13 protein-coding genes and 1 pseudogene are annotated in these 20,405 nt (G+C 72.1%); 7 read left to right on the forward strand and 7 right to left on the reverse strand.

The window, feature by feature from the left end; translation table 11 throughout:
- The first annotated feature begins 21 nt into the window (after positions 1-21).
- The 4 genes from eccD to IHE55_RS16675 all read left to right on the forward strand — a co-directional run bounded on the left by eccD (position 22) and on the right by IHE55_RS16675 (position 8,597).
- Positions 22-1,371 (forward strand): type VII secretion integral membrane protein EccD, encoded by a 1,350-nt coding sequence (gene eccD / locus IHE55_RS16660; protein ID WP_372442689.1) that lies wholly within the window; start codon positions 22-24, stop codon positions 1,369-1,371.
- 505 nt (positions 1,372-1,876) lie between these two features.
- Positions 1,877-2,797 (forward strand): CpaE/TadZ family protein, encoded by a 921-nt coding sequence (locus IHE55_RS16665; RefSeq protein ID WP_307826696.1) that lies wholly within the window; start codon positions 1,877-1,879, stop codon positions 2,795-2,797.
- A gap of 43 nt (positions 2,798-2,840) precedes the next feature.
- Complete coding sequence (gene eccCa, locus IHE55_RS16670) at positions 2,841-6,854, forward strand: type VII secretion protein EccCa (RefSeq protein WP_197989743.1); 4,014 nt, start codon at positions 2,841-2,843, stop codon at positions 6,852-6,854.
- 318 nt (positions 6,855-7,172) lie between these two features.
- Positions 7,173-8,597: a DUF6177 family protein gene (locus IHE55_RS16675; RefSeq protein WP_197989744.1), complete on the forward strand. Its 1,425-nt coding sequence runs from the start codon at positions 7,173-7,175 to the stop codon at positions 8,595-8,597.
- 227 nt (positions 8,598-8,824) lie between these two features.
- Here the strand turns inward: IHE55_RS16675 and IHE55_RS16680 are convergent, their stop codons facing one another.
- From IHE55_RS16680 to IHE55_RS16695, 4 genes are all read right to left on the reverse strand, one after another.
- Positions 8,825-9,082, reverse strand: coding sequence for a hypothetical protein (locus IHE55_RS16680; protein WP_197989745.1), 258 nt, complete (start codon positions 9,080-9,082; stop codon positions 8,825-8,827).
- A complete protein-coding gene (locus tag IHE55_RS16685) occupies positions 9,079-9,432 on the reverse strand; it encodes an ArsR/SmtB family transcription factor (RefSeq protein ID WP_197989746.1) in 354 nt (117 codons plus the stop codon). Before IHE55_RS16685 ends, IHE55_RS16680 begins: the two co-directional genes overlap by 4 nt.
- A gap of 121 nt (positions 9,433-9,553) precedes the next feature.
- Complete coding sequence (locus IHE55_RS16690) at positions 9,554-10,771, reverse strand: response regulator (RefSeq protein WP_197989747.1); 1,218 nt, start codon at positions 10,769-10,771, stop codon at positions 9,554-9,556.
- Between the two features lie 662 nt (positions 10,772-11,433).
- Positions 11,434-12,327 (reverse strand): phosphorothioated DNA-binding restriction endonuclease, encoded by an 894-nt coding sequence (locus IHE55_RS16695; protein ID WP_197989748.1) that lies wholly within the window; start codon positions 12,325-12,327, stop codon positions 11,434-11,436.
- Between the two features lie 448 nt (positions 12,328-12,775).
- Here IHE55_RS16695 and IHE55_RS16700 point away from each other — a divergent pair, with 448 nt between their 5' ends.
- The 3 genes from IHE55_RS16700 to IHE55_RS16710 all read left to right on the forward strand — a co-directional run bounded on the left by IHE55_RS16700 (position 12,776) and on the right by IHE55_RS16710 (position 19,264).
- Positions 12,776-13,591, forward strand: a complete 816-nt coding sequence (locus tag IHE55_RS16700; protein WP_307826697.1) for a nuclease-related domain-containing protein — start codon at positions 12,776-12,778, stop codon at positions 13,589-13,591.
- 206 nt (positions 13,592-13,797) lie between these two features.
- Positions 13,798-18,300 carry a PDDEXK-like endonuclease domain-containing protein gene (locus IHE55_RS16705; RefSeq protein ID WP_232265589.1) on the forward strand — a complete coding sequence of 1,501 codons (4,503 nt, stop codon included), beginning with the start codon at positions 13,798-13,800 and terminating at the stop codon, positions 18,298-18,300.
- Between the two features lies 1 nt (position 18,301).
- Positions 18,302-19,264, forward strand: coding sequence for a hypothetical protein (locus IHE55_RS16710; protein ID WP_197989751.1), 963 nt, complete (start codon positions 18,302-18,304; stop codon positions 19,262-19,264).
- A gap of 115 nt (positions 19,265-19,379) precedes the next feature.
- Here IHE55_RS16710 and IHE55_RS31365 read toward each other — a convergent pair.
- The 3 genes and pseudogenes from IHE55_RS31365 to IHE55_RS32690 form a co-directional block, all read right to left on the reverse strand.
- Positions 19,380-19,636 (reverse strand): annotated as a pseudogene (locus IHE55_RS31365) (NUDIX hydrolase); the annotation flags it as partial.
- Between the two features lie 134 nt (positions 19,637-19,770).
- Positions 19,771-20,244 carry a hypothetical protein gene (locus tag IHE55_RS16715; protein ID WP_307826698.1) on the reverse strand — a complete coding sequence of 158 codons (474 nt, stop codon included), beginning with the start codon at positions 20,242-20,244 and terminating at the stop codon, positions 19,771-19,773.
- Positions 20,241-20,402 (reverse strand): hypothetical protein, encoded by a 162-nt coding sequence (locus tag IHE55_RS32690; RefSeq protein ID WP_307826699.1) that lies wholly within the window; start codon positions 20,400-20,402, stop codon positions 20,241-20,243. Before IHE55_RS32690 ends, IHE55_RS16715 begins: the two co-directional genes overlap by 4 nt.
- Between the last annotated feature and the right edge of the window lie 3 nt (positions 20,403-20,405).

Consider the following 20,405-nt stretch of genomic DNA (forward strand, 5'->3'; position numbering starts at 1 on the left):
GATGGGGGGTTCGGGCGGGTGTTGAGCGTGCGCGGAGCGTCGCGGCGGGCGGAGCTGAGCCGGGTCACGCTGGTCGGGGAGCGGCGGCGGGTGGACCTGGTGCTGCCGGCCGACGAGCCGGTCGGGCGGTTGCTGCCCGACATCCTGCGGCTGCTGGACGACCAGGTGGCCGAACGGCCGATGCTGCGGCACCTGGTCACCGCCGACGGCGCCGTGTTGGCGGAGGACGCCACGCTGGCCTCCGCTGCCGTTCCGGACGGGGCGGTGCTGCGGCTGGTGCGGGAGGAGGACACGCCCGCCGCTCCCGTGGTGCACGACGTCACCGACGAGGTGGCCGAGGACCTGGACGTCCGGGCCTGGCGATGGGGGCCCGCCGCGCGGCAGTGGACCGCCGGGGTGTCGTCCGTGGCGCTGATGGCCACGGTGGCCGTGCTGGCCCGGCACGGTCTCGGCGCCGCCGAGGTCGCGGGGCCGGTGCTCGGGTGTGCCGGGCTGCTCTCCGCGCTCGGTGCCCTGGCGGCCCGGTGGGGAAGTGCCCGGCTGGGTGCCGCACTGATCGTCGGCGGTGGTGTGCTCGGCCTCCTGGGGGCGTGGTTCCTGGCGGACGCGGAGTCGTGGGGCGGCCCGGCCAGGCTCGCCGGCGCCGGCGGTGCGCTGGTCGTCACGCTGGCGCTGCTCGGGGTGTTCTCCACGGTCGGCCGGGGCGGGCTGGTCGGCGCGGTGGCGGTGGCCGGGACCACCGGGGTGTGGGAGCTGGCCGCCGCGGTGCAGGACGACCCCGCGCTGGTCGGTGTGGTGTGCGGCGTGGTGTCGGTGCTCGTGCTGGGGGTGCTGCCGCGCCTCGCCCTGATGGGCGCGGGCCTGACCAGGCTGGACGACCGGCGCTCGGGCGGCGCCTCGGTGAGCCGGCACGAGGTGGATTCCGCCCTGGCCGCGACCCACCGCGGGCTGGTGCTGGCCACCGTTGCCATGGCCGTCTCCACGGTGGCGTCCGGGCTGCTGGCCCTCTCCGATCCGTCCCGGTGGACGGTTCCGCTCGCGGCCGTGCTGGTGCTGGTGCTGCTCTCCCGGTCACGGGCCTACCCGCTGATCGCCGAGGTGGTCGTGCTGCTCGGCGGGGCGGTCGTGCTGCTGGTCCGGCTGGTGGCGCTCTGGCTCGGCTCGGGCGACGGCGAGCCGTACGGGCCGCTGGCCCTGCTGTCGGTGGCGGCGCTGCTGCCGCTCGCCGCGCTCGTGGTGCAGCCGCCGGAGCACGTACGGGTGCGGCTGCGCCGGCTGGCGGACCTGGCCGAGTCGCTGGGCGTGCTCGCCCTCCTCCCACTCGCCGTCGGCGCGTTCGGGGTGTACGGGCGGTTGCTCGGCGCCTTCTGAGTACCGGCCGGGCGGCCGGGTACGACATCCCGGCCGACGTGAGTTCGAGTTCTGACAGTCGAGAGGGGGAGACGGCCCGGTGGGTGGCGAGGACTGGCAGGGTGACCTGCTCCGTACGCTGCGGGCCACCGCCGGCGGGACGGCGCGGGACGCCGGGGCGACACCCGCCTCCGGGGCGACTCCCGCCTCCGGGGCCACGCCCGCCTCCGGGGCGACGCCCGCCCCCGGGGCCGCGGCGGGACCGCCCGTACCCGGCAACTCCGTACCCGGCAGCTCCGTATCCGGCAACAACGCCGTACCCGGCAACGCGGCGCCGGACAACCCCGTACCCGGCAACTCCGTACCGGCCCCCGCCGGGACGCCCCCCGCCGTACCCGACGGCCCCGCGGCGGGCCGTGCCGTCGCCCGGTCCGGCCCGGGCGGCCCGCTGTCCGGCCGGGGCGCCGCCCCACTGCCCGGGGCCGGGCCCGGCGCGCCGGCGGCACCGGTGGCGATCCCGTCGCCGGTGCCCGTACCCGGCCTCGATCCGGAGCTGGCGCCGGCCCACCGCCGGTCCCGCAGCGGTGACCGGGTGGTCTGCCGGGCGGCCCGTTCGCTGCGCCAGCTCCTGGTGTCCTCCGCGTCCCGGCAGGTCGCGGAGGCGACCCGGATCGCCCAGGAGCTCCAGCAGCCGGTGACCACCGGCCGGCAGCTGGTGGTCACCAGCATCCGCGGCGGAGCCGGCAAGACCACCGTCGCGGCGCTGCTCAACCTCACCTACGCGCACTACCGCCAGGACCCGGTGCTGGTCGTCGAGGCCGACCCGGCACTGGGCACGCTGCCGATCCGGCTCGGCGCGCCGTCGGTGCGCTGGACCTGTGCCGACCTGGCCCAGGTCGTCTCGCCGTCGATGCAGTTCGCGGAGATCACCGGCTACCTCGTCCAGGTGGCGGAGGGCGGCTGGCTGCTGCCCGGCAGCCGGGGGCGGGTCGGCGCGCGGCTGGAACTCCCGGAGTACCGCGCGGTGATGGTGGCGCTGCGGCGCTACTTCGGCATCACCGTGGTGGACTGCGAGACCCTGCCGAACCCGCTGGCCCGCACGGCCCTCGCCGCGGCGCAGGCCCGGGTGCTGGTGGTGCCCGCCACGGTGGAGGGGGTGGCCAGCACCCGGGCGGTGCTGGACTGGATGGCCGGCGTGCCGCACCCCCGGATGCTGCCCGGCACCGTCGTGGCCCTGACCACGCACTCCCCGGACGCGACGATCGACCCGGCCGCCGCCGCCCGGCACCTGGAGGCCGCCGGGGTCCCGGTGGTGCCCGTGCCGTACGACCGGCACCTCGCGGCCGGCGGGCCGATCCAGGTCGCCCGGCTCGGACAGGGGACCCGGCTGGCCGCCGGCCGGCTCGCCGCCGCCCTCCTCACCCGGGCGGTCGGGACGGCGCGATGACCCCCGCCCGCCAGACCGTCCCCCGCGCTCCCGGAGAGGCACGATGACCACCCGGCTGATCCACCGGCCCGCCCGGACCACCCGCCCGCTGCGCACCCCGGAGCCGCGGGCCGTCGAACCCCCGCCGAACCTCCCCGAGGGCGGGACCGGCGGGTTCGCCATGACGCTCATGCCCATCGCGGGCGTGACCAGCTCCGTCGTCATGATGACCGTGCTGCGCAGCAGCCAGTTCGCGGTCATCGGCGCGCTGGTGCTGGTGGTCACCGTGATCGGCGCGATCGTGCTGCTGCTGTCCCAGCGGGGCAAGGCGCAGCGCACCCGCCGCCGGCAGCGCGAGCGCTACCTGGAGTACGTGGAGGAACTGCGCGAGGAACTCGGCGCGGAGGAGAGGGAGCGCCGGGCGCGGGCCCGTGTCCTGGACCCGCCGCCCCGGGCCCTGTACGACATCGTGGCGGACCCGGCCCGGCTGTGGGAGCGGCGCCGGGCGGACCCGGACTTCCTGCGGGTCCGGATCGGCACCGGAGAGATGCCGGCGCGCACATTGACCGTGACCGAACAGGGCGGCAGCGTGCTCACGCCACCCGACCGGTTCATGCTGAACGAGGCCCGGGCGCTGACGGAACGGTTCGGCACCGCGGCCGATCTGCCGCTGACCGTGCCGCTGGACCGGGTGGGCGACGTGAGCGTGGTGGGCGAGCGGGAGGCCGTGCTGCGGGTGGCGCGGGCGATCCTGGTGCAGACCGCCGTGTTCCACGCCCCGGACGACGTGGCCCTCGCGGTGGCCGCGCCCGCCGCCGCGGCGGCGGACTGGGAGTGGGTGAAGTGGCTGCCGCACCTGCTGGCCCCGGAGGAACGGGACGGTCCGGTGGCCGCCCGGCGCCGTGCCTCCGGCCTCCCGCAGCTGGCCCGGCTGCTCGCCCGCGACCTGCGCGGCCGGGCCTCGTACGCGGCGGAGATCCGGCGCGGACTGTCCGGCCGGGACGCCCTGGTCATGGCCGGCCGGATGCTGGTGGTGAGCGACGCCCACGGCGAGGCGGCCCAGGAGCTGCCCCGCCCGGACGAGGCGGTCGGGCCGGCCGACATGGGGATCACCGTGCTCCACCTGGTCGGTGAGCGGGTGCGGGAGCCGGGCCAGGTGTCGGTGCGGATCACCGTCGAGGGCGACCGGGTGTTCGTCGAGGACCTGCGCGGCGCGGAACCCGTTACCGCGCACGGCACCCTCGACCCGGTGACCACGGCCGGTGCCGAGGGTCTGGCCAGGACGCTCGCGCCGCTGCGGCTGTCGGCGGAGGCCCTGGCCGACGCGCCGCTGTCCGGGCCGGTGGACTTCACCGAACTGCTGGGCATCGAGGACCCGGGGGCGCTGGACGTCGGGCGGATGTGGGCGCCGCGCGGGGAGCGGGCGTTCCTCCGGGTGCCGATCGGCGTGAGCGACGCCCGGGAGCCGGTGCTGCTGGACCTGAAGGAGTCCGCCGAACTGGGCATGGGGCCGCACGGCCTGTGCGTCGGCGCGACCGGCTCCGGCAAGAGCGAACTGCTGCGTACCCTGGTGCTCGCCCTGGTGGCCGGGCACCCGCCGGAGGACCTGGCGCTGGTGCTGGTGGACTACAAGGGCGGTGCCACGTTCGCCCCGTTCGAGGGGCTGCCGCACGTGGCGGGGGTGATCACCAACCTGGAGAACCACGCGGGCCTGGTGGAGCGGGTGCACGCCAGCCTCGCCGGTGAGGTGAAGCGGCGCCAGCAGGTGCTCAAGGACGCCGGGCACGTCGCGGACATCGGGCAGTACGCGGCGCTGCGCACCATGCGGCCCGAACTGCCGCCGCTGCCGCACCTGTTCGTGGTCATCGACGAGTTCGGCGAGCTGCTCACCGCCAAACCGGACTTCATCGACCTGTTCCTGTCCATCGGCCGGATCGGCCGGAGCATCGGCGTCCACCTGCTGCTGTCCAGTCAGCGCATCGAGGGCGGCAAGCTCAAGGGCCTGGACACCTACCTCTCCTACCGGCTGGGCCTGCGGACCTTCTCCGCCGACGAGAGCCGCACCGTCCTGGACACCACCGACGCCTTCCACCTGCCGCCGCTGCCGGGCTTCGGCTACCTGAAGGTGGACACCAGCGCCTACGAACGGTTCAAGGCCGGCTACGTGTCCGGTCCCTACCGGGGCCCGGCGCGGCGGGACACCGACCCCGCGGGCCCCACGGTGCTGCCCTACCCGGCCCACAACGGGCTCGACCCGGCCGGGGCGGCCGAACCGGACGAGGAACCGGTCACCCGGCACCGCGACACCGGCCCCACGGTCCTGTCCGTCATGGTCGGGCAACTGCGCGCCGCGGCCCCGCCGGTGCGCCGGATCTGGCTGCCGCCGCTGCCCGACGCGCTGACCCTGGACCGCGCAGGCGGCCCGCTGACCATCGACGAACGCGGCATGCGGTTCGCCCGGCACCCCGGGACCCTGCGGGCCCCGCTCGGCCTGCTCGACGACCCGGCCCGCCAGTGGCAGGGGCAGTGGATCATCGACCTCACGGTGGCCGGCGGGCACCTGGCCGTCATCGGCGGTCCCCAGTCCGGCAAGACCACCCTGCTGCGCACCCTCGCGCTGTCGCTGGCGCTGACCCACACGCCGCGCGAGGTCGGCATCTACGGGCTGGACCTGGTCGGCGGCGGCCTCCAGGCGCTCACCGCGCTGCCGCACGTCGGCGGGGTGGCCGGCCGGTCCGACCGGGAGCGGGCGGCGCGCACGGTGGAGGAGGTGCACGGGATGCTGCTGGAGCGCGAGGACGTCTTCCGGGAGCACGGCATCGACTCGGTGGAGCGGCTCCGGGAACTGCGGGCCGCCGGCGGGGTCCCCGAACTGCCCTCCACCGACATCGTGCTGCTGATCGACGGCTTCGGCGGGCTGCGCGACGACTTCGAGGCGCTCGACGACGGGGTGGGCGACATCCTCAAACGCGGCGGCGGGTACGGCATCCACGTCGTGGCCGGGATGCTGCGCTGGAACGACGTGCGGATCGCCCACCAAGCGACCTTCGGGACGCAGGTGGAGCTGCGGCTCAACGAACCGGGCGACAGCACCATCGACCGGAAACTGGCCGAGACGCTCACCCCCGAGGACACCGGGCGGGCACTGACCGACGGCAAGCGGTTCGCCCAGGTCGCGCTGCCCCGGATCGACAGCCTGCCGGAGACGCCGGACCTCGGCGCGGCCGTGGCCCACGCCGCCCGGGCGGTCCGGGACGCGTGGCCCGGCGAGCCCGCCCGGCCGGTCCGCGTCCTGCCCGCGCAGGTCCCGGCCGACCGCCTGCCCCCGGTCGCCGCCGAACCCCGGCGGGTGCCCATCGGCCTGGACCAGCGGGCCCTCGACCCGGTGCTGCTGGACCTGTTCGCGCACGACCAGCACCTGCTCGTGCTCGGCGACAGCGAGTGCGGCAAGACCAACCTGCTGCGGCTGATCGCCCGCGGGCTGACCGAGCGGTACTCCGACGACGAACTGGTCTTCGGCATCATGGATCCGCGCCGGGGCCTGCGGGAGGTGGTGCCCGAGCCGTACCGGGGCGGCTACGCCCACAACGGCCGGCTCGCCGGGGCACTGGCCACGGGCATCGCGGCCGAACTGGACAAGCGCATGCCGGACGACACGGCGGACGCCGGGCCGCCGGCGCCGGGCACCTGGGGCGGCGGCCCCCGGATCGTGATCCTGGTGGACGACTACGACGTGCTGACCACCGCCGGCCAGCAACCGCTGGCGCCGTTCATCCCGTACGTCCCGTCCGCACCGGACATCGGGCTGCACTTCGTCGTCACCCGCCGGGTTGCCGGGTCCTCCCGCGCCCTCTACGAACCCTTCCTGAGCACGCTGCGGGAGAGCGGGACGTCCGCGCTGGTGATGACCGGTGACCGTACCGAGGGGCAGTTGTTCCCCCGGGTGTACGCGTCGGCCCGGCCGCCCGGACGCGGCACCTTCATCCGTCGCGGTGCCCCCGACCGGCTGATCCAGACCGCGCTCGCCGACGGGGCCGGTCTGCCGACGGAGGACCGCGCGGGGAGCGGTGACACGTGACGGCGGGATACGGCGGGACCGTGCGGCGCCGGGTACGCGGCGCCGGCGCCGGCCCGGGGCGTTCCGACGACCGGGAACGCGCGCCGGGCGGGACACGTGACGGGCGGGACCACGCGATGACCGAGGACGCGGAGACAACGGGGGACGTGACGATGACGGGAACGCGGCGGCGGCCGGGGACGTGGTGGTGACGGGGAACGCGGCGGCAACCGGAGCTGGGGACGTGGCGATGAAGAGGAACGCGGCGGGAGCCGGGAACACGGGGATGGCGGAGAGCACGGCGACGGCCGGGACCGTGGTGATGAGCGAGGACGTGGGATGACCAAGGACGTGATCGTCCTCACCGAGCAGATGCCGGACAACTGGACCCTGCTGGCGGGGCTGCTCGCCGGCGGCCCGGACGTGGAGCTGCGGACCGCCGGTGACGGCGCGGTCATCCAGCTCTGCGACGGCGGGGGCCGGCCCCTGGTGTCGGTGGAGGCACCGCTCCTGGTGCGGGTGCCGGGTGAGGCCGCCCGCTTGCTGGGGGAGGAGGCCCCCGAGCAGCGCGGGCCCGTCTGGTGGCTGGAGGCCCGGGCCTCCACCGCCGTACCGGAGGCGGAACAGGTCGCCGGGGTCTTCGCCGGCCGCCTGGCCCACCGGCTGCGGGGCCGGATCTGGCCGCCCGACGCGGTCCCGGCGGCGGGCATCGAGGACCCGGTCGCGCTGGAGGGGGTCACCCCGGCGCCGGTGCCCGCCGCGGCGCAACCCGCGGTGGACGTCCTCACCGACCAGGTGGCGGTGGTGCTCCAGGACCGCCCGGTCGTGGCGATGACCGCCTGGTTGTCGGACGCCCTCGCCGCGGCGCTCGCCTCCGGCCGCGGTCTGCAGATCGTCACCGGTGCCGGGTGCCGCCTCTCCCTGCCGACCAGCTCGCTGCTGATCGGGCCGGGCACCCGCTGGGTGGTCCGCGACGGGCACGGCGGCTACTACGACGGCCGGTCCGGCGCGGTGCTGCACTGGCACGGCGGCGCCTTCACCACGGTGGGGGACCGGACGGCGGAGGTGCCGGTGCACCAGGGGTACCAGCACCTGGCCACCACCGGCGAACGGCAGTTGACCCTCACCGTGCACACCCGGCACCCGGCCGACGACCGGCTCCTGCTGGGCGGGGCCCTGGAGGACGTCTGCCGGGCGCTGACCGGCTCCCCGCCGTCCGGATGGGGTACGGCGGAGCCCGTGCCGCACCCGTGGTCGCGCCGGCGGCTCACCGAGTTCGCCCGGGAGCGCTCCCCGGCGCCGACCTGGTTCGTCGCCGTGGGGGACCCCGGGGCCCGGCCCGCCATCGCGACCCTGACGGTCTCCCGCACCACCGGCGGAGTCGAGGAGCAGCTGACGTTCACCGCCGGGTACGGGCCGGACGATCCGCCGGCCCTGGACGCCCTCCCCGGACTGGTCGGACGGTTGGTCCGCGAACACCGGCTGGTGTCCACGGTGGCGCAGGTCCGCGCCGGGCGCCGGGACCTGACGGTTCCGGCGCGCCTCCAGGCACCGCCGGTCCCGGTCGCGTTCGTGCTCGGGTCCGAGGAGGTCCGGGACGTCGGGGCCGAGCACGCGGCGCGGCCCCCGATCGCGGCGGAACCACTGCGCCTCGGTCCCGCGACCGCTCCCGCCCTGTACTACCCGCTCGGAGACGGTACGTCGGGTGCGGCCTGGGCGGCGTACGAGAAGCTGATCCGGCACCTCAGGCCCGACATGCCGTGATCACGCCGGGCCCCGTCGCCGGCCGGGACCCGGGCGTTGCTCCGGGGTCGATGGAACCGCCGGGGCCGCCGGGTGAGGGACCCCCGGCGGGTGACACCCCGCGGGTAAGGCTGTCGCCGGGCCCGCCGGGCGCGGTACACCCGGCGGGTGCGGGTCACCGGGGGGTGACGCCCCGCGGGTACGGGTGCCTGCCGGGCCCGCCGGGCCCGCCGGGGAGCGGCGGCCGGTCAGCCGACCTCACGCATCATCTTCTCCATGGAGGATATGGAGGCGCGGGTGCTGCTGAGTTCGTCCAGCGTCCGGCGGTGCAGCTCCACGTTGTCCTCCAGCAACTGCTCGTACTTCCGCGCCAGCTGCTGGTACTGGTCCTCCCGGGCGGCCAGCATCCGGGCCCGCCGGGTGGCCGCGATCTGCCACACGATGACGATGAGGAAGACGAAGAAGCCGCCGACCGCCGCCGGTGCCGCCCAGTCCGAGCCGTTCATCCCGTTGTCTCCTCCATGACCTTGGTCTCCTCGGTGAGCGTGTGCGCGGCCGCGCGGACCGTGTGCGGGGTGAGCGCGTAGCAGAACGGCGTGACCTCGAAGAACTTCATCGCCCTCCCCTCCTCCGACAACTCCAGGGTGCCGCTGACCAGGCCCGCCGCCTCCAGCCGCTGCAGATGCATGTGGAGCAGCGGACGGCCCATCCCGATCTCACGGGCGAGCCGGCTCACGTAGTTGCGGCCCCCGTCCATCAGCGCCGCGACGATCCGCATCCGGTGCGGGTTCGCCAGGGCGGTGAGGACCTTCAGCAACTCGTCGCCGGTCGGCGCCCGCGACGGAACCTCGGTCATCGCGGCCCCCTCGTCCGTGCCTGTCCCCTCAAGGTGACAGCCGTGGCGGACACCCGTCAACGAGAGCTGACACATCTCCGGGACGGATCGGGGATGTGTCAGGGGCGGGCCAGGGTGGTCCTCAGGGACGGGTCGGGGACGGCTCCGGATGTCCCGGGCAGGGGGCCGGTGGCCCGGGCCCGTCCGCCAGGTGCCGTGCGTAGTGGCGCCGTTCGAGGCAGATCTCGGTGAAGATGGCGACCTTGGCCCGGAGCACCCAGGGGTCGATCGGTTTGGAGAGGTAGTCCGCGCCGCCGGCCGCGTAACCCCGGGAGGAGTGCTCGGGGTCGGCCCCCATCGCGGTGAGGAAGAGGATCGGGATGTCGCGGTTGCGGCGGCGCCGCTTGATCTGCGCCGCCGTTTCGTAGCCGTCCATCTCCGGCATCTGCACATCCAGCAGGATCACCGCGAAGTCGTCGTGGTCGAGCAGCGCCTTGAGCGCCTCCCGGCCCGAGGTGGCGGTGACGGTCTCCTGCCCCAGGGTGGCCAGCACCGCCTGGATCGCCAGCAGGTTGTCCACCTGGTCGTCCACCAGCAGGATCTTCGGCGGCGGGCCGACGACGGGTGCGTACGCCGTGACCCCGTCCCCGCCCGGTGGGCCCTGGGCCGGGACGTACGGCCCCCCGGTCGCGGGCGGCCCGCCCACGTGCTGCCCCTCGACCGCGGCCAGTTGCCGCTCCAGCAGCTGGCAGCGGTCCTCGGCGAGCATGCCGCGGCGGCGTACCTCCTCCAGCTCGTCGGTGAGCCGGCACACCTCCCGCTGGAGCGTGTCGCGCTCCCGCATCAGGCCGGGCAGGTCGGGGAACGCCTGCTCCAGGCGCTCCGCGCGGGCCCGCTCCGCCGCCCAGGCCGCCTCCAGCTGGCTCAGCCGCACCTCCAGGTCGGCGATCCGGTGCCGCCGGTCCAGCAGCGCCTCGCCCAGCGCGTCCTCCTGCACGCTGGAGGTACGGGCCTCCCGGTCGGCGTCGGCCAGTTGGTGCTGGAGCACCTCCACCGCGTGCCCGGCGGAACTGCCGGTCTGCACGGCGGCGCGGTGCAGGTCGCGCAGCAGCTCGACGGTGCCCGGCGTGACGGCCGAGCCGCGGACCTCCGCGAGGTCGGTGAGCAGGTCGAAGACGAACTCCCAGGGCGGTACGCGGGTCCCGCTGAGGTAGCGGGAGATGGTGCCGGCGTCGCGGTACCGACGGGCGGCGTACCGGCGCACCGAGACGCCCAGGCCGGTGAAGATCTCCCGCAGCGCGGTGGCGAACTCCCGGCCTTCCGCGGTCAGTCCGTCGGCCAGCGGACGCAGCTCACCCATCCGACGCCTCCGCGGCAGTCGTCCGCCGGCCGGCGGGAGCCGGGTGGAGGGCAGCGGTACCGGGCCCCGGCCGTACGGCACGGGCGGGCGTTCCCGGTGCGGCGCCGGCACCGATGTCCGGTGCGGTACCGGTGTCCGGCGCGGCGGGGGCAACGGCTCCGGGCCGGGCCGGCCGGACAGCGGTACCCCGCCCCGGGGGCTCGGCGGACAACGGCGTCGGGGCCGTCCGCGGGGACGACAGCACACAGGGCACGACCACACCTCGTGTCTCCATCACGGCGGTGGCCTGCACCGGCCCGCCGGGCCCGGACGCGCTGTCCGGCCGAGGCCAGTGTGGTCCCGCCAGGGGGTGTTGCGCGGGGGCAACGGCACACCCGGCAACGCGCGGCAACGGGCCGACAACCCGCGTGCGGCGCCGGGGGCGTAGCCGTACGGGCGACGGCCGGCGGAAGGGGGGAGGCGGGATATGGGATACGGGAGGGAAACGGTCATCGGCGACCCGGACGCCTTCCCCACCCCTGGCCGAAGGACGCCTGCGCGAGCGCCCGGGCGCCTCGAACACCTCGGGCATCTCGCGAGTCGGTCCGGCCGCGCCGCGGCCGACGATCCAACGGCCGCCGGACGCCGGAAGCCGGAAACCCGGAGCGGGAGCGACGGCGGGATCAGCCGGCCGCGGCCGGTCGCGGCTCGCCGCGGAAGACCTCCCGCAGGTGCCAGTCGCGGTGGACCGCCGCGACCGGGCGGGCACCGGGCTGCGGGCCGACGAGCGGGCGGCCGGCGAGGGCTATGACGTGCTCGCGGGCGGCGGGGCTGTGACCGACGAAGTGCTGGGAAACCAGGACGCGGTGACCGTCTCCCACCCCGAGGACGCCCTTGTCGAACAGCTTGTGGTGCAGGGAGCACAGGCACAGGCCGTTCTCGGCCTCGTCCGGGCCGCCGAACGCCCACCACCGCACATGGGCGGCCTCCAGCCCGACCGGCACCGCGCCGATCCGGCCGTCGTAGCCGCAGAAGGCGCACCGGTACTCGTAGGCGGTCAGCACCAGCTCCCGCATCCGCCCGTCCCGCTGCCGCCGCGCCGCCGGGAGCACCGTCGTGACCACCGGGTCGAGCTCCAGACCGACCGCCTCGCACAGCTCGCCGTGGAGGGAGGGCGGGAAGTGCAGATCGAGCAGCGACCGGGCCACGCGGCCGAGCAGGTCAGGGTCGCGCCGCAGCGCCGACCGCAGTTCCGGCGCGAGCCGTCCGGTGGCGCCCGTCTCCCGGAGGTCCCGCACCCCGGTGCCCGGGCTGCCCGGTCCGCGATCGGTGCGCACCTCCCACACGCCGTCACCGACCAGGTGGTGGAAGGGGTAGGCGGGGGTCGTCCGGTGCGGCGGGCCGTACTCGGTCAGCAGCCGCTGGAGGTCCTGCTCCACCGCGCTGTACCGCAGGTCACCGTCCGGGTCCTCCTGGAACCGGCCGAGGGCGTACAGGAGCAGCAGCGGCTTGTGCGGCGCACGGGTACCGTTCCGGCTCCACTGCCGCAGCTTCGCGATCCGCTCCAGCCAGTCCATGGCCGCCGATCGTAGCCGCGGCCCCTCCCAGCGGCGGGGTGGGGACGCAACCGCGAACACCCGCACACGACGAAGGCGGGGCCCTGAAGTCCCCGCCCGTCACCTGCCGAGAACCTCGGCTCAGGGCCACACCAAGCAGTACGGCTGGTGCCCCGCCTCATGCAGCCGGTGGGAGAAGTCCTGCCACTCGTGCAGCGATTGGGGGCGGTGGGGCGCTGACCTGGGCTTTCTCGGTAGAGTGTGCGTTGACCTGCGGAAACTCATCCCGGTAGTTCCCATGGGCCAGCGCCGTTTCCCGGGCTCATGTGCCCTGGATGTGCCCTGCCCTGGATGCAGAACCTGGGAAGCGCCCGCCAGCTCGGCCCATACATGAGGCCGTCTTGCTCGCTGTTTCCGATCCTGCTCCCATGGTCATTGGCCTTTGATGGGATGCGAAACGGGGGGGCGCGTGAGCGGCTTACAGGTCTCCGTATGGAAGCGTTACGGCCATGACCGTCTCTACGTGAATCAGGATGGCAAGAAGGTCGCATGGTTCGACCGCCGCACGGGGTATCTGGAGCTTCTGGCTGAGGAGCAGCGGGACGCGGTGCTCGACGCCCTCGCTCCCTACCTTGCAGCTTCATCTTTGCCTGTAGCGCATAAGGCACTGCGTTCTGAAGACGACCTTGCGGGGAACCGCCCAGGGCACGCGCTGCAGACGAAGGTGGACGAACTGGCGCCCGGCTTCTGGCGGTGGGCGTTGGCCAGGTTGTCCGGTAGGCGCCTGGAGGTGGACAGCTGGCGTACCGGACTGGTCGGCGAGCGTCGTGTGGGAGTGGAGCTGGAGAGGCTGGTGCCGCGCGGCTGGCGAGTATTGCATTCCATACCCCTGGCAGGCGATGTCGACATCGACCACGTCCTGATCGGGCCGGGCGGAGTCTTTTGTGTCAACACGAAGTGCCATCGCGGGGCACGTGTGTGGGTGGGCGACGACTCGGTTCGAATAGGCGGCCAGTCGTACCCCTACGTGCGGAAAAGCCGAGCAGAGGCGCGTCGGGCGTCGGTCGCACTGACGCATGCATGTGGCTTCCCCGTCGAGGTGCAGCCGGTGCTCGCCTTCGTTGCGGTGGCAGAGCTACTGATCGTGCCGTCACTCCTGGACGTGCGTGTCCTTCAGGAGCGCGACATTGCAGCGTTCAAGCGCCTCAAGACTGGCTGGGGACCGGACAAAGTCGAGTTGGTGTACACGGCGGCACGTGATCGCCGCACATGGGTTCGCTCCTAACGGTTGGCCGGGTTTCAGCCAACTTTCGCGGAACCTGGCTTATTCACGTCATTACTCGCCGGTCCCTGTTGATGGCGGCACTTTTCTCCCGCATTCTGAAAGGCTTTCCGTCGAGCCATGATCTGGGGGGATAGGTGTCTCTTCACTCTGCACTCCGTGCGAACAATCCGGAGGCGGTGCACCGCACACGCCAACTCATCGAATACATGCGTGAATTCGTTCGAGGGTCGTACAAGCCGGTGCGGGAGTGGCAGAAATACCCGGATGTCCTCTGGCTTACCGACCTTCCGGACGACAGACTCCGGCGGAACCCGGATCGCGACCGGACGCTGCTCAAGGTGGCACACCGCCCGCCTCGCCCAGCTCCTGTCCTGCCCGAGGTGCTGGTGGGATGGGTCGATCCCGAAGCAGCCGCCACTGCGTCGCCCGAAGCGCCTCCGCTGGCCGAGTCGGGACCGGGACAGGGTTGGCAGGAGGACGAGAACGGAGACCTGTTCGAAGTTTCCGAAATCCGTCGCGAGGAAGCGCCCGACGTGCTGCGCGCCTACACGCGATGGCTCGACACGTGGCGCAAGTGGTCGGAGAAAGAGCGTGCCAACCACCCTTACAGGGAGCTCCATCAGCAGCTGTACAGAATGGCGACCAGAATTCAGCAGGACGGCGAGGAATACGAGGCGGTACTGGGCGCCGGGTTGCTGACCGTCGGAGCCGCACGTCCGTCGGCGCGCATCGCCCGGCACATTCTGACGGCGCCGCTGATACTCACCGTGAATCCCACGGACATGTCCATCACCGTCGCCCTCGCCCCCGGCGACCCGGCGCGGATGGAGGACAGCGAGTTCCTCGACGCGGACGCGGGCTACAGCACCCGTCTGCTGAGCCCGCTGCGGGACCGTGTCGATACGGAAGGGTTCCATCCGCTGTCCCGTGACTGCCAGGACGTGCTCGGCGACTGGTCAGAGAGGGCGTTCGGCACCGATCGCGCGGTGGCGTTCCACCGTGGCTGGGGCCGCCCGCCCGCTGACCCGGCGCTGCCGGTGCCCACGCTCGGGTTCGCGCCGGCGATCATTCTCCGCCAGCGGGGCCAGGGTGCCCTCGTGCATTTCTACGACGGCATCGCGAACCGCCTCGCCCAGCCCGGTGCCATCGCTCCGTTGGGCCTGGCTCAGCTGCTGTACCAGCTGGAAGCGGAGGACCGCAGGGTGTGGGGTACGGCGGCAGGGAGCCGTGACGTGCCGCCCGCACTCGGCCCCGACCCGCTGTTTCCACTGTTGTCGAACGAAGCCCAGCGGGAGGTACTGAGGCGCCTACAGACCGATACCGGCGTCGTCGTTCAAGGACCACCGGGCACGGGAAAGACGCACACCATCGCCAACCTCGTGTGCGCCTTGCTGGCGGACGGCAAGCGGGTGCTCGTGACGAGTGAAAAGGGCCAGGCACTGAAGGTCCTGCGGCAACAACTGCCGCCCGAGCTGCGCAACCTGTGCGTCCTCCAGGGCGACCGGCGTCAGGACGGCAGCAACGACCTGGAACAGTCCGTGCGCGCGCTCTCCCAGCTCAGTGCCACGCAGTCGACCGAGCGTCTCGACGTAAGGATCAAGAGCCATGAGGCGCTGCGCTCGGAACTGTCGGACACCCGCGCGCGGCTCCGTGACGAAGTGCGCGCCATACGTGAGGCGGAGTGGTACGAACACCTCGACGTGGCACCGGGATACAGGGGGCGGCTTGCGGAGATCGTGGAGGCTGTCGCTGCCGGTGCACCGAAGTACGACTGGATGCCCGCTCTGCCCGCCTCGGCACCGCGCGAACCTTCGCTGAGCCAGGATGAGGCCCAGCGCCTGCTGGGCCTGGTGTCCCGGCACGGGGCCGGAGTACTGGACGAGCATGCCGCCCGCTGCCCGGACCCCGCGGACTTCGTCCCACCCGTGCTGTTCGAAGAGGCGGTCAACGCCCTGGACGCCGCTGTACGTGCCTGTGCTGCGTCGGCGTCCGACGCACTTGCCGTCGAACTCGCGGATGGGGGCGATGAGTTGCTCGCGACACTGGTCGGTCTGCTGGACGCGGCGGAACACGCACTGCAGAGCGAGGGACTGCCGGGTGACCCTGCCGCCTGGCCGCCCGAGGAGTGGACCACGCGCGCCTTGCAAGACGGAATGGCCGGCCGGCGGCAGCAGCTGTGGGAGGGAGTGCGACAGGCGTCCGCCCGTGCCGAGGGCGTGCAAAGCGCACTTCAGGACATGCCCTTCGCAGTGCTCGACGTACCCGACTTGGCGCTTGCCGAGGAATCACGCCTCATCGCCGCCGGGAAGGACCTCGAACAGTACTTGCGGGGAGGCGGCAAGCTGCGCAAATTCGCCCCGAGGCCGGTCCAGAAGGAGGCCCAAGTCCTTCTGCGGGAATGCCGGGTGGACGGGCGGCTGCCCAGCACACCGGACGAGATCGCCGCGCTGGTGGCTCATCTGGCGGCACGCCAGTGCGTTCGGCAGCTGAACGAGCGCTGGAAGAGCGTCGACGCGCCCGAGGCCGAGGGCTCCACGCAGGTGGCTCTGTCAGAGCTGCTGGACAGGGTGCCGACGCTCCGCGCGGTGGACGGGTTCACCCAGTCCGTGCGTACGCTGCACGAAGTCCTGCTCAAGGCCCGGATCAAGGCCACGGTGCGGACGGCACAACAGTGGGACGATGTCCGTACGTCGGCGAACGGTGCGGAACGGCTGCTTCGTGCCCGTGAGGCGAAGGAGAGGCTGCGGTCCATCTCCGAGCAGCTGCCGCGACCCGACGCCCGCGGAGTGGCCGAGCTGGCAGAGGTGCACCGTGCTGTCACCGCCCGTGATCCACGGGCGTACTCGGCCGCGATCGACTCGCTGACCGAGGCGTTCCACCGTGAGGCCGACCGCCGGGAGGCTCGCAAACTCCTGGACCGACTGTCCGAGGACCACCCTGAACTGGCCCGGCGCTTCGCCGAGTCCCCGACCGAGGCGGTGTGGGAGACCCGCCTTGTAAACCTGGATTGTGCCTGGGCATGGCGGCAAGCACGCACCTTCCAGGACACGATGCTGAAACGTGGCAGGGAAGCCAAGCTGGAAGGCGAATTGGAAGCGGTTGAGACGCAACTGCGGAAAACTGTCACCCAACTGGCGGCCGACCGAGCGCTGTACCACTGCCTGGACCGGATGACGGCTGGACAGAAACAGGCGCTGAGTGCCTACGCGTCGGCCACGGCGAACGCAGGCAAGGGAATGACGGCACTCGGCAAGCGGCACCTGAAGGCCGCACGTTCCGCGATGCGTGACGCGCGTGCCGCGGTCCCGGCATGGGTCATGCCGATCAAACAGGTGGCCGAAATGATCGATCCCGAGCCGGACGCCTTCGACGTCGTCATCGTGGACGAGGCGAGCCAGGTCGGTCTGGACGGTCTGATGCTGCTGTGGCTTGCTCCGAGGATCATCGTCGTGGGTGACGACAAGCAGTGTGTCCCGTTCTACACGGGCGGCAAGCACGAACGGCTCAACGAACTCCTCGACTCGCTCCTGCCCCATCTCACCGACTGGCAGCGGGACGGACTCAGCCCTAAGTCCAACCTCTACGACCTGCTGTCCGCGCGCTTCAGCGAGACGATCCGGCTGACCGAGCACTTCCGGTGCATGCCGGAGATCATCAAGTGGTCCTCCGCCCAGTTCTACCCCGACAACGAACTCGTGCCGCTGCGGCAGTACGGAGCGGACCGGCTGCGGCCCCTCGAAGTCGTTCATGTGCATGAAGGTCACTGTGAGGGACGGCGAGAGACCCTGGTCAACAGGCCCGAGGCCGAACGCATCGTCGCCAAGTTGCAGGAACTCGCGGAGGACGAAGTGTACGCGAAAAGGAGTTTCGGAGTCATTGTGCTCCGTTCTGGACACCAGACAAGGCTCTTGGAGAATCTCATCGACACGCGGATCGACTCCTCGATCCAGGAGCGACACAACATACGTGTCGGCACGGCCGAACAGTTCCAGGGAGACGAAAGAGATGTCATCCTGCTCTCATTGGTCGTCGACGCCGACAACACTCGGGCCCTGACCGGCCAGGGTGACGGAAGGCGCTTCAACGTGGCCGCCAGCCGGGCCCGCGACCAGATGTGGCTGTTCACCTCCGTCACACCGGACCAGCTGCGCAGCAGGGACCTGCGTCACTCCCTGCTCACCTATATGCAGGCGCCGCCGGAACTTCAGGGCACATCTCCCAGCCTTTCCGCCGTTTCCCCCGATGAGCAGTGCGAGCCGTTCGAGTCGCTCTTCGAGCAGCGGGTCTTCCGCAGGATCAAGGAACGCGGCTACCACGTCGTCCCCCAGTGGAAAGTCAGCGGTAAACGCATCGACCTCGTCGTCGTTGGAGAGACGGCCCGCCTCGCCGTGGAGTGCGACGGCAGCCCGTATCACTCCACCCCTGACCAGATCCGTGACGACTACGAACGGGAGCGGGAACTGCGCCGGGCTGGCTGGCAGTTCTGGCGCATCCGCAGCAGTGAGTTCGCCCTGTCCCCGGAGGATTCGCTGACTCCGTTGTGGAAGCGCCTTGACGCTTTGGGGATCCGGCCCGGAGTCACCGAGGATGCCCAGGGCGACTCGGGGAGCACTTGGGTCCCAATCGAGATGGACGATGCCGACCTCACCAACGATGAACTCGACGCCATGCTCGATGGGGATGCGTCCGTCTCTCTCGAAGGGGCTTGATGTGAACGAGATCTTCGACGACAGCACGCTGACGGAGATTGCCCACCTGATCTGCGGGGACGAGGCGCCGCTGCTTTACCGGAAGGGGTACGAAATAGCCGCGTTCTTCCAGCGTGCGGGCTGGGACGACGTTCCGGAGTACGACGGCACTCCGAGGCACAAGTGGACCTTGGATCTCCTCAGGGTGCGGCAGGAGGACGGTACGGACGACGCCAAGCGAGCCGTCCTTCGCCTGGCGAATCGCCTTGAGTACTACAACCAGCAGCAGGAGTACCACGCCACGTTGAAGCGGCTCAACGAGATACTTGTGCTCGACGGACGCCGGATCGGCGAGGAAGGAGGCCAGCCGGTCCTTACCCGCTGCGAAGTCGGTTTCGGGGACGAAGTACGGCAGCAGTTGCCGCGTGTGGAGCTGAAGGTCTCCGTGACGGAGGTGGTGAGCGACCCGGACCTCGCCGCTACCGTGCAACTGCGGCTGGACGAGGCACGCACCTGCTACGAGCACGGAGCCTATACGTCGGCGGTCATCATGCTGGGCAGTCTCCTGGAGGGGGTGCTCGCGCATGCCGCGCAGGTTCGAGCCGCAGGCGTACGCATGCCGAAGCCGTTGCGAAAGATGGGGCTGAATGACTTCGTCGACTTCGCGTACGAGAACAAATGGATCGAGCACGATGCCAAACTCGCCTCGGAGCTTGTCCGGCACTACAGGAATCTCGTCCATCCCCTGGCGGAGAAACGGACCGGACACAGCCCGAACCGCGACACGCTCGACATGTGCTGGCCGGTAGTGAATGCCACGTTGAACGATCTCGCGGCGACGGCGGCAGCGCCTCCTATTCCGCCCACTCCGCGTGCGCCGGCAGAGCGAGGTCGTGGTCGCAATCCTCATGCCTCCGCGCAACGCCCAACGCCGGCCTCTGTCGCTCGTCGCCGTTCGGGTGGGGGAACAACGGCAGGCACCTGAACGGCGGGTGATCCATCCAACGGGGGCGGAGAGGCGCGGCGTAACACTTCCTAATGCCGTGCGCGATACCCACGTCGTAGCTTGGCGCGTCCGCTTCAAATTGCCCAGCGCTCAGTTAGCGCCAGCCGTCCAGTGACAGCCTGGGCGCCGCCGCTGAGGAAGCAGTGGAGGGCGCTGACGGTGGTTTCAACGAATTCGTCGCGGATGGCCCTGGCATCGGCCCAGTGGACTTGGGCGCGGTTCGCGGTTATCGGGTTCGCCGTACCATTCGTGGGCGGCGAAGACGACGGTGGGGAAGTTGTTCGGGGCTTCCACGCCCCAGGCGCCGTGGATGACGTGTGCGACCTTGAGCGCTTCCGGCTTGACGGTCAGAGAGGCTCAGGGCACATCAGTGCCCTCGGAGAACCCATGTGCCCTCAATGTGCCCTGGCCGCCTACCGGCCTCCCTCGGGCACCAGCGACGGCGGGCCCCGAAGGCCCCGCCCGTCAGCCGCCGAAACCCTGGGTCAGGGCCACACCAGGCAGTACGGCTGGTGCCCCGCCTCGTGCAGCCGGTGGCTGAAGTCCTGCCACTCGTGGAGCAGCTGGTAGACGGTGTAGGCGTCGCGGGGGCCGCCGCGGTCGGGGACGGTGGACCAGATGAAGGCGGCGGCACCGACCGCCTCCTCGCCGACGCCGCGCAGCGGGTCCACGACGGTCATGGGCAGCTTGACCACCGCGTAGTCCGGGTGCAGGACCACCAGCTCCAGCGGCGGCACCTTGTGCAGCGGCACGCCCTGGATGCCGGTGAGCACCATGGCCGCCACCGTCTCCGGCTTGATCTTGGTGAACATGCCGCCCATGCCCAGCTCGTCCCCGCCGAGCTCCTCGGGACGCATGGAGATGGGGACCCGTGCCGCGGTGGCACCGTCCGGCGCACCGAAGTACTTGTAGGTCACCCCCATGCGCCCGCCCCTGCTTCCCCTCGCCGTGCTGCTCACGTCCTCGCGTCGATGGCGCCCGGGGCGCCCGGGGCGTCCAGGGCGGGCGCGCTCGGGACCCCGGTCGTCGGTCCCTTCACCCAGTTCGCCACCGCGATGCATATCTCCACCCGAGTGCTGGTCTGGGAGGCGCGGTCCCCGCCGCGCAACCCGATCATCGT

Source organism: Streptomyces pactum (assembly GCF_016031615.1).
Taxonomy (GTDB): domain Bacteria; phylum Actinomycetota; class Actinomycetes; order Streptomycetales; family Streptomycetaceae; genus Streptomyces; species Streptomyces pactus.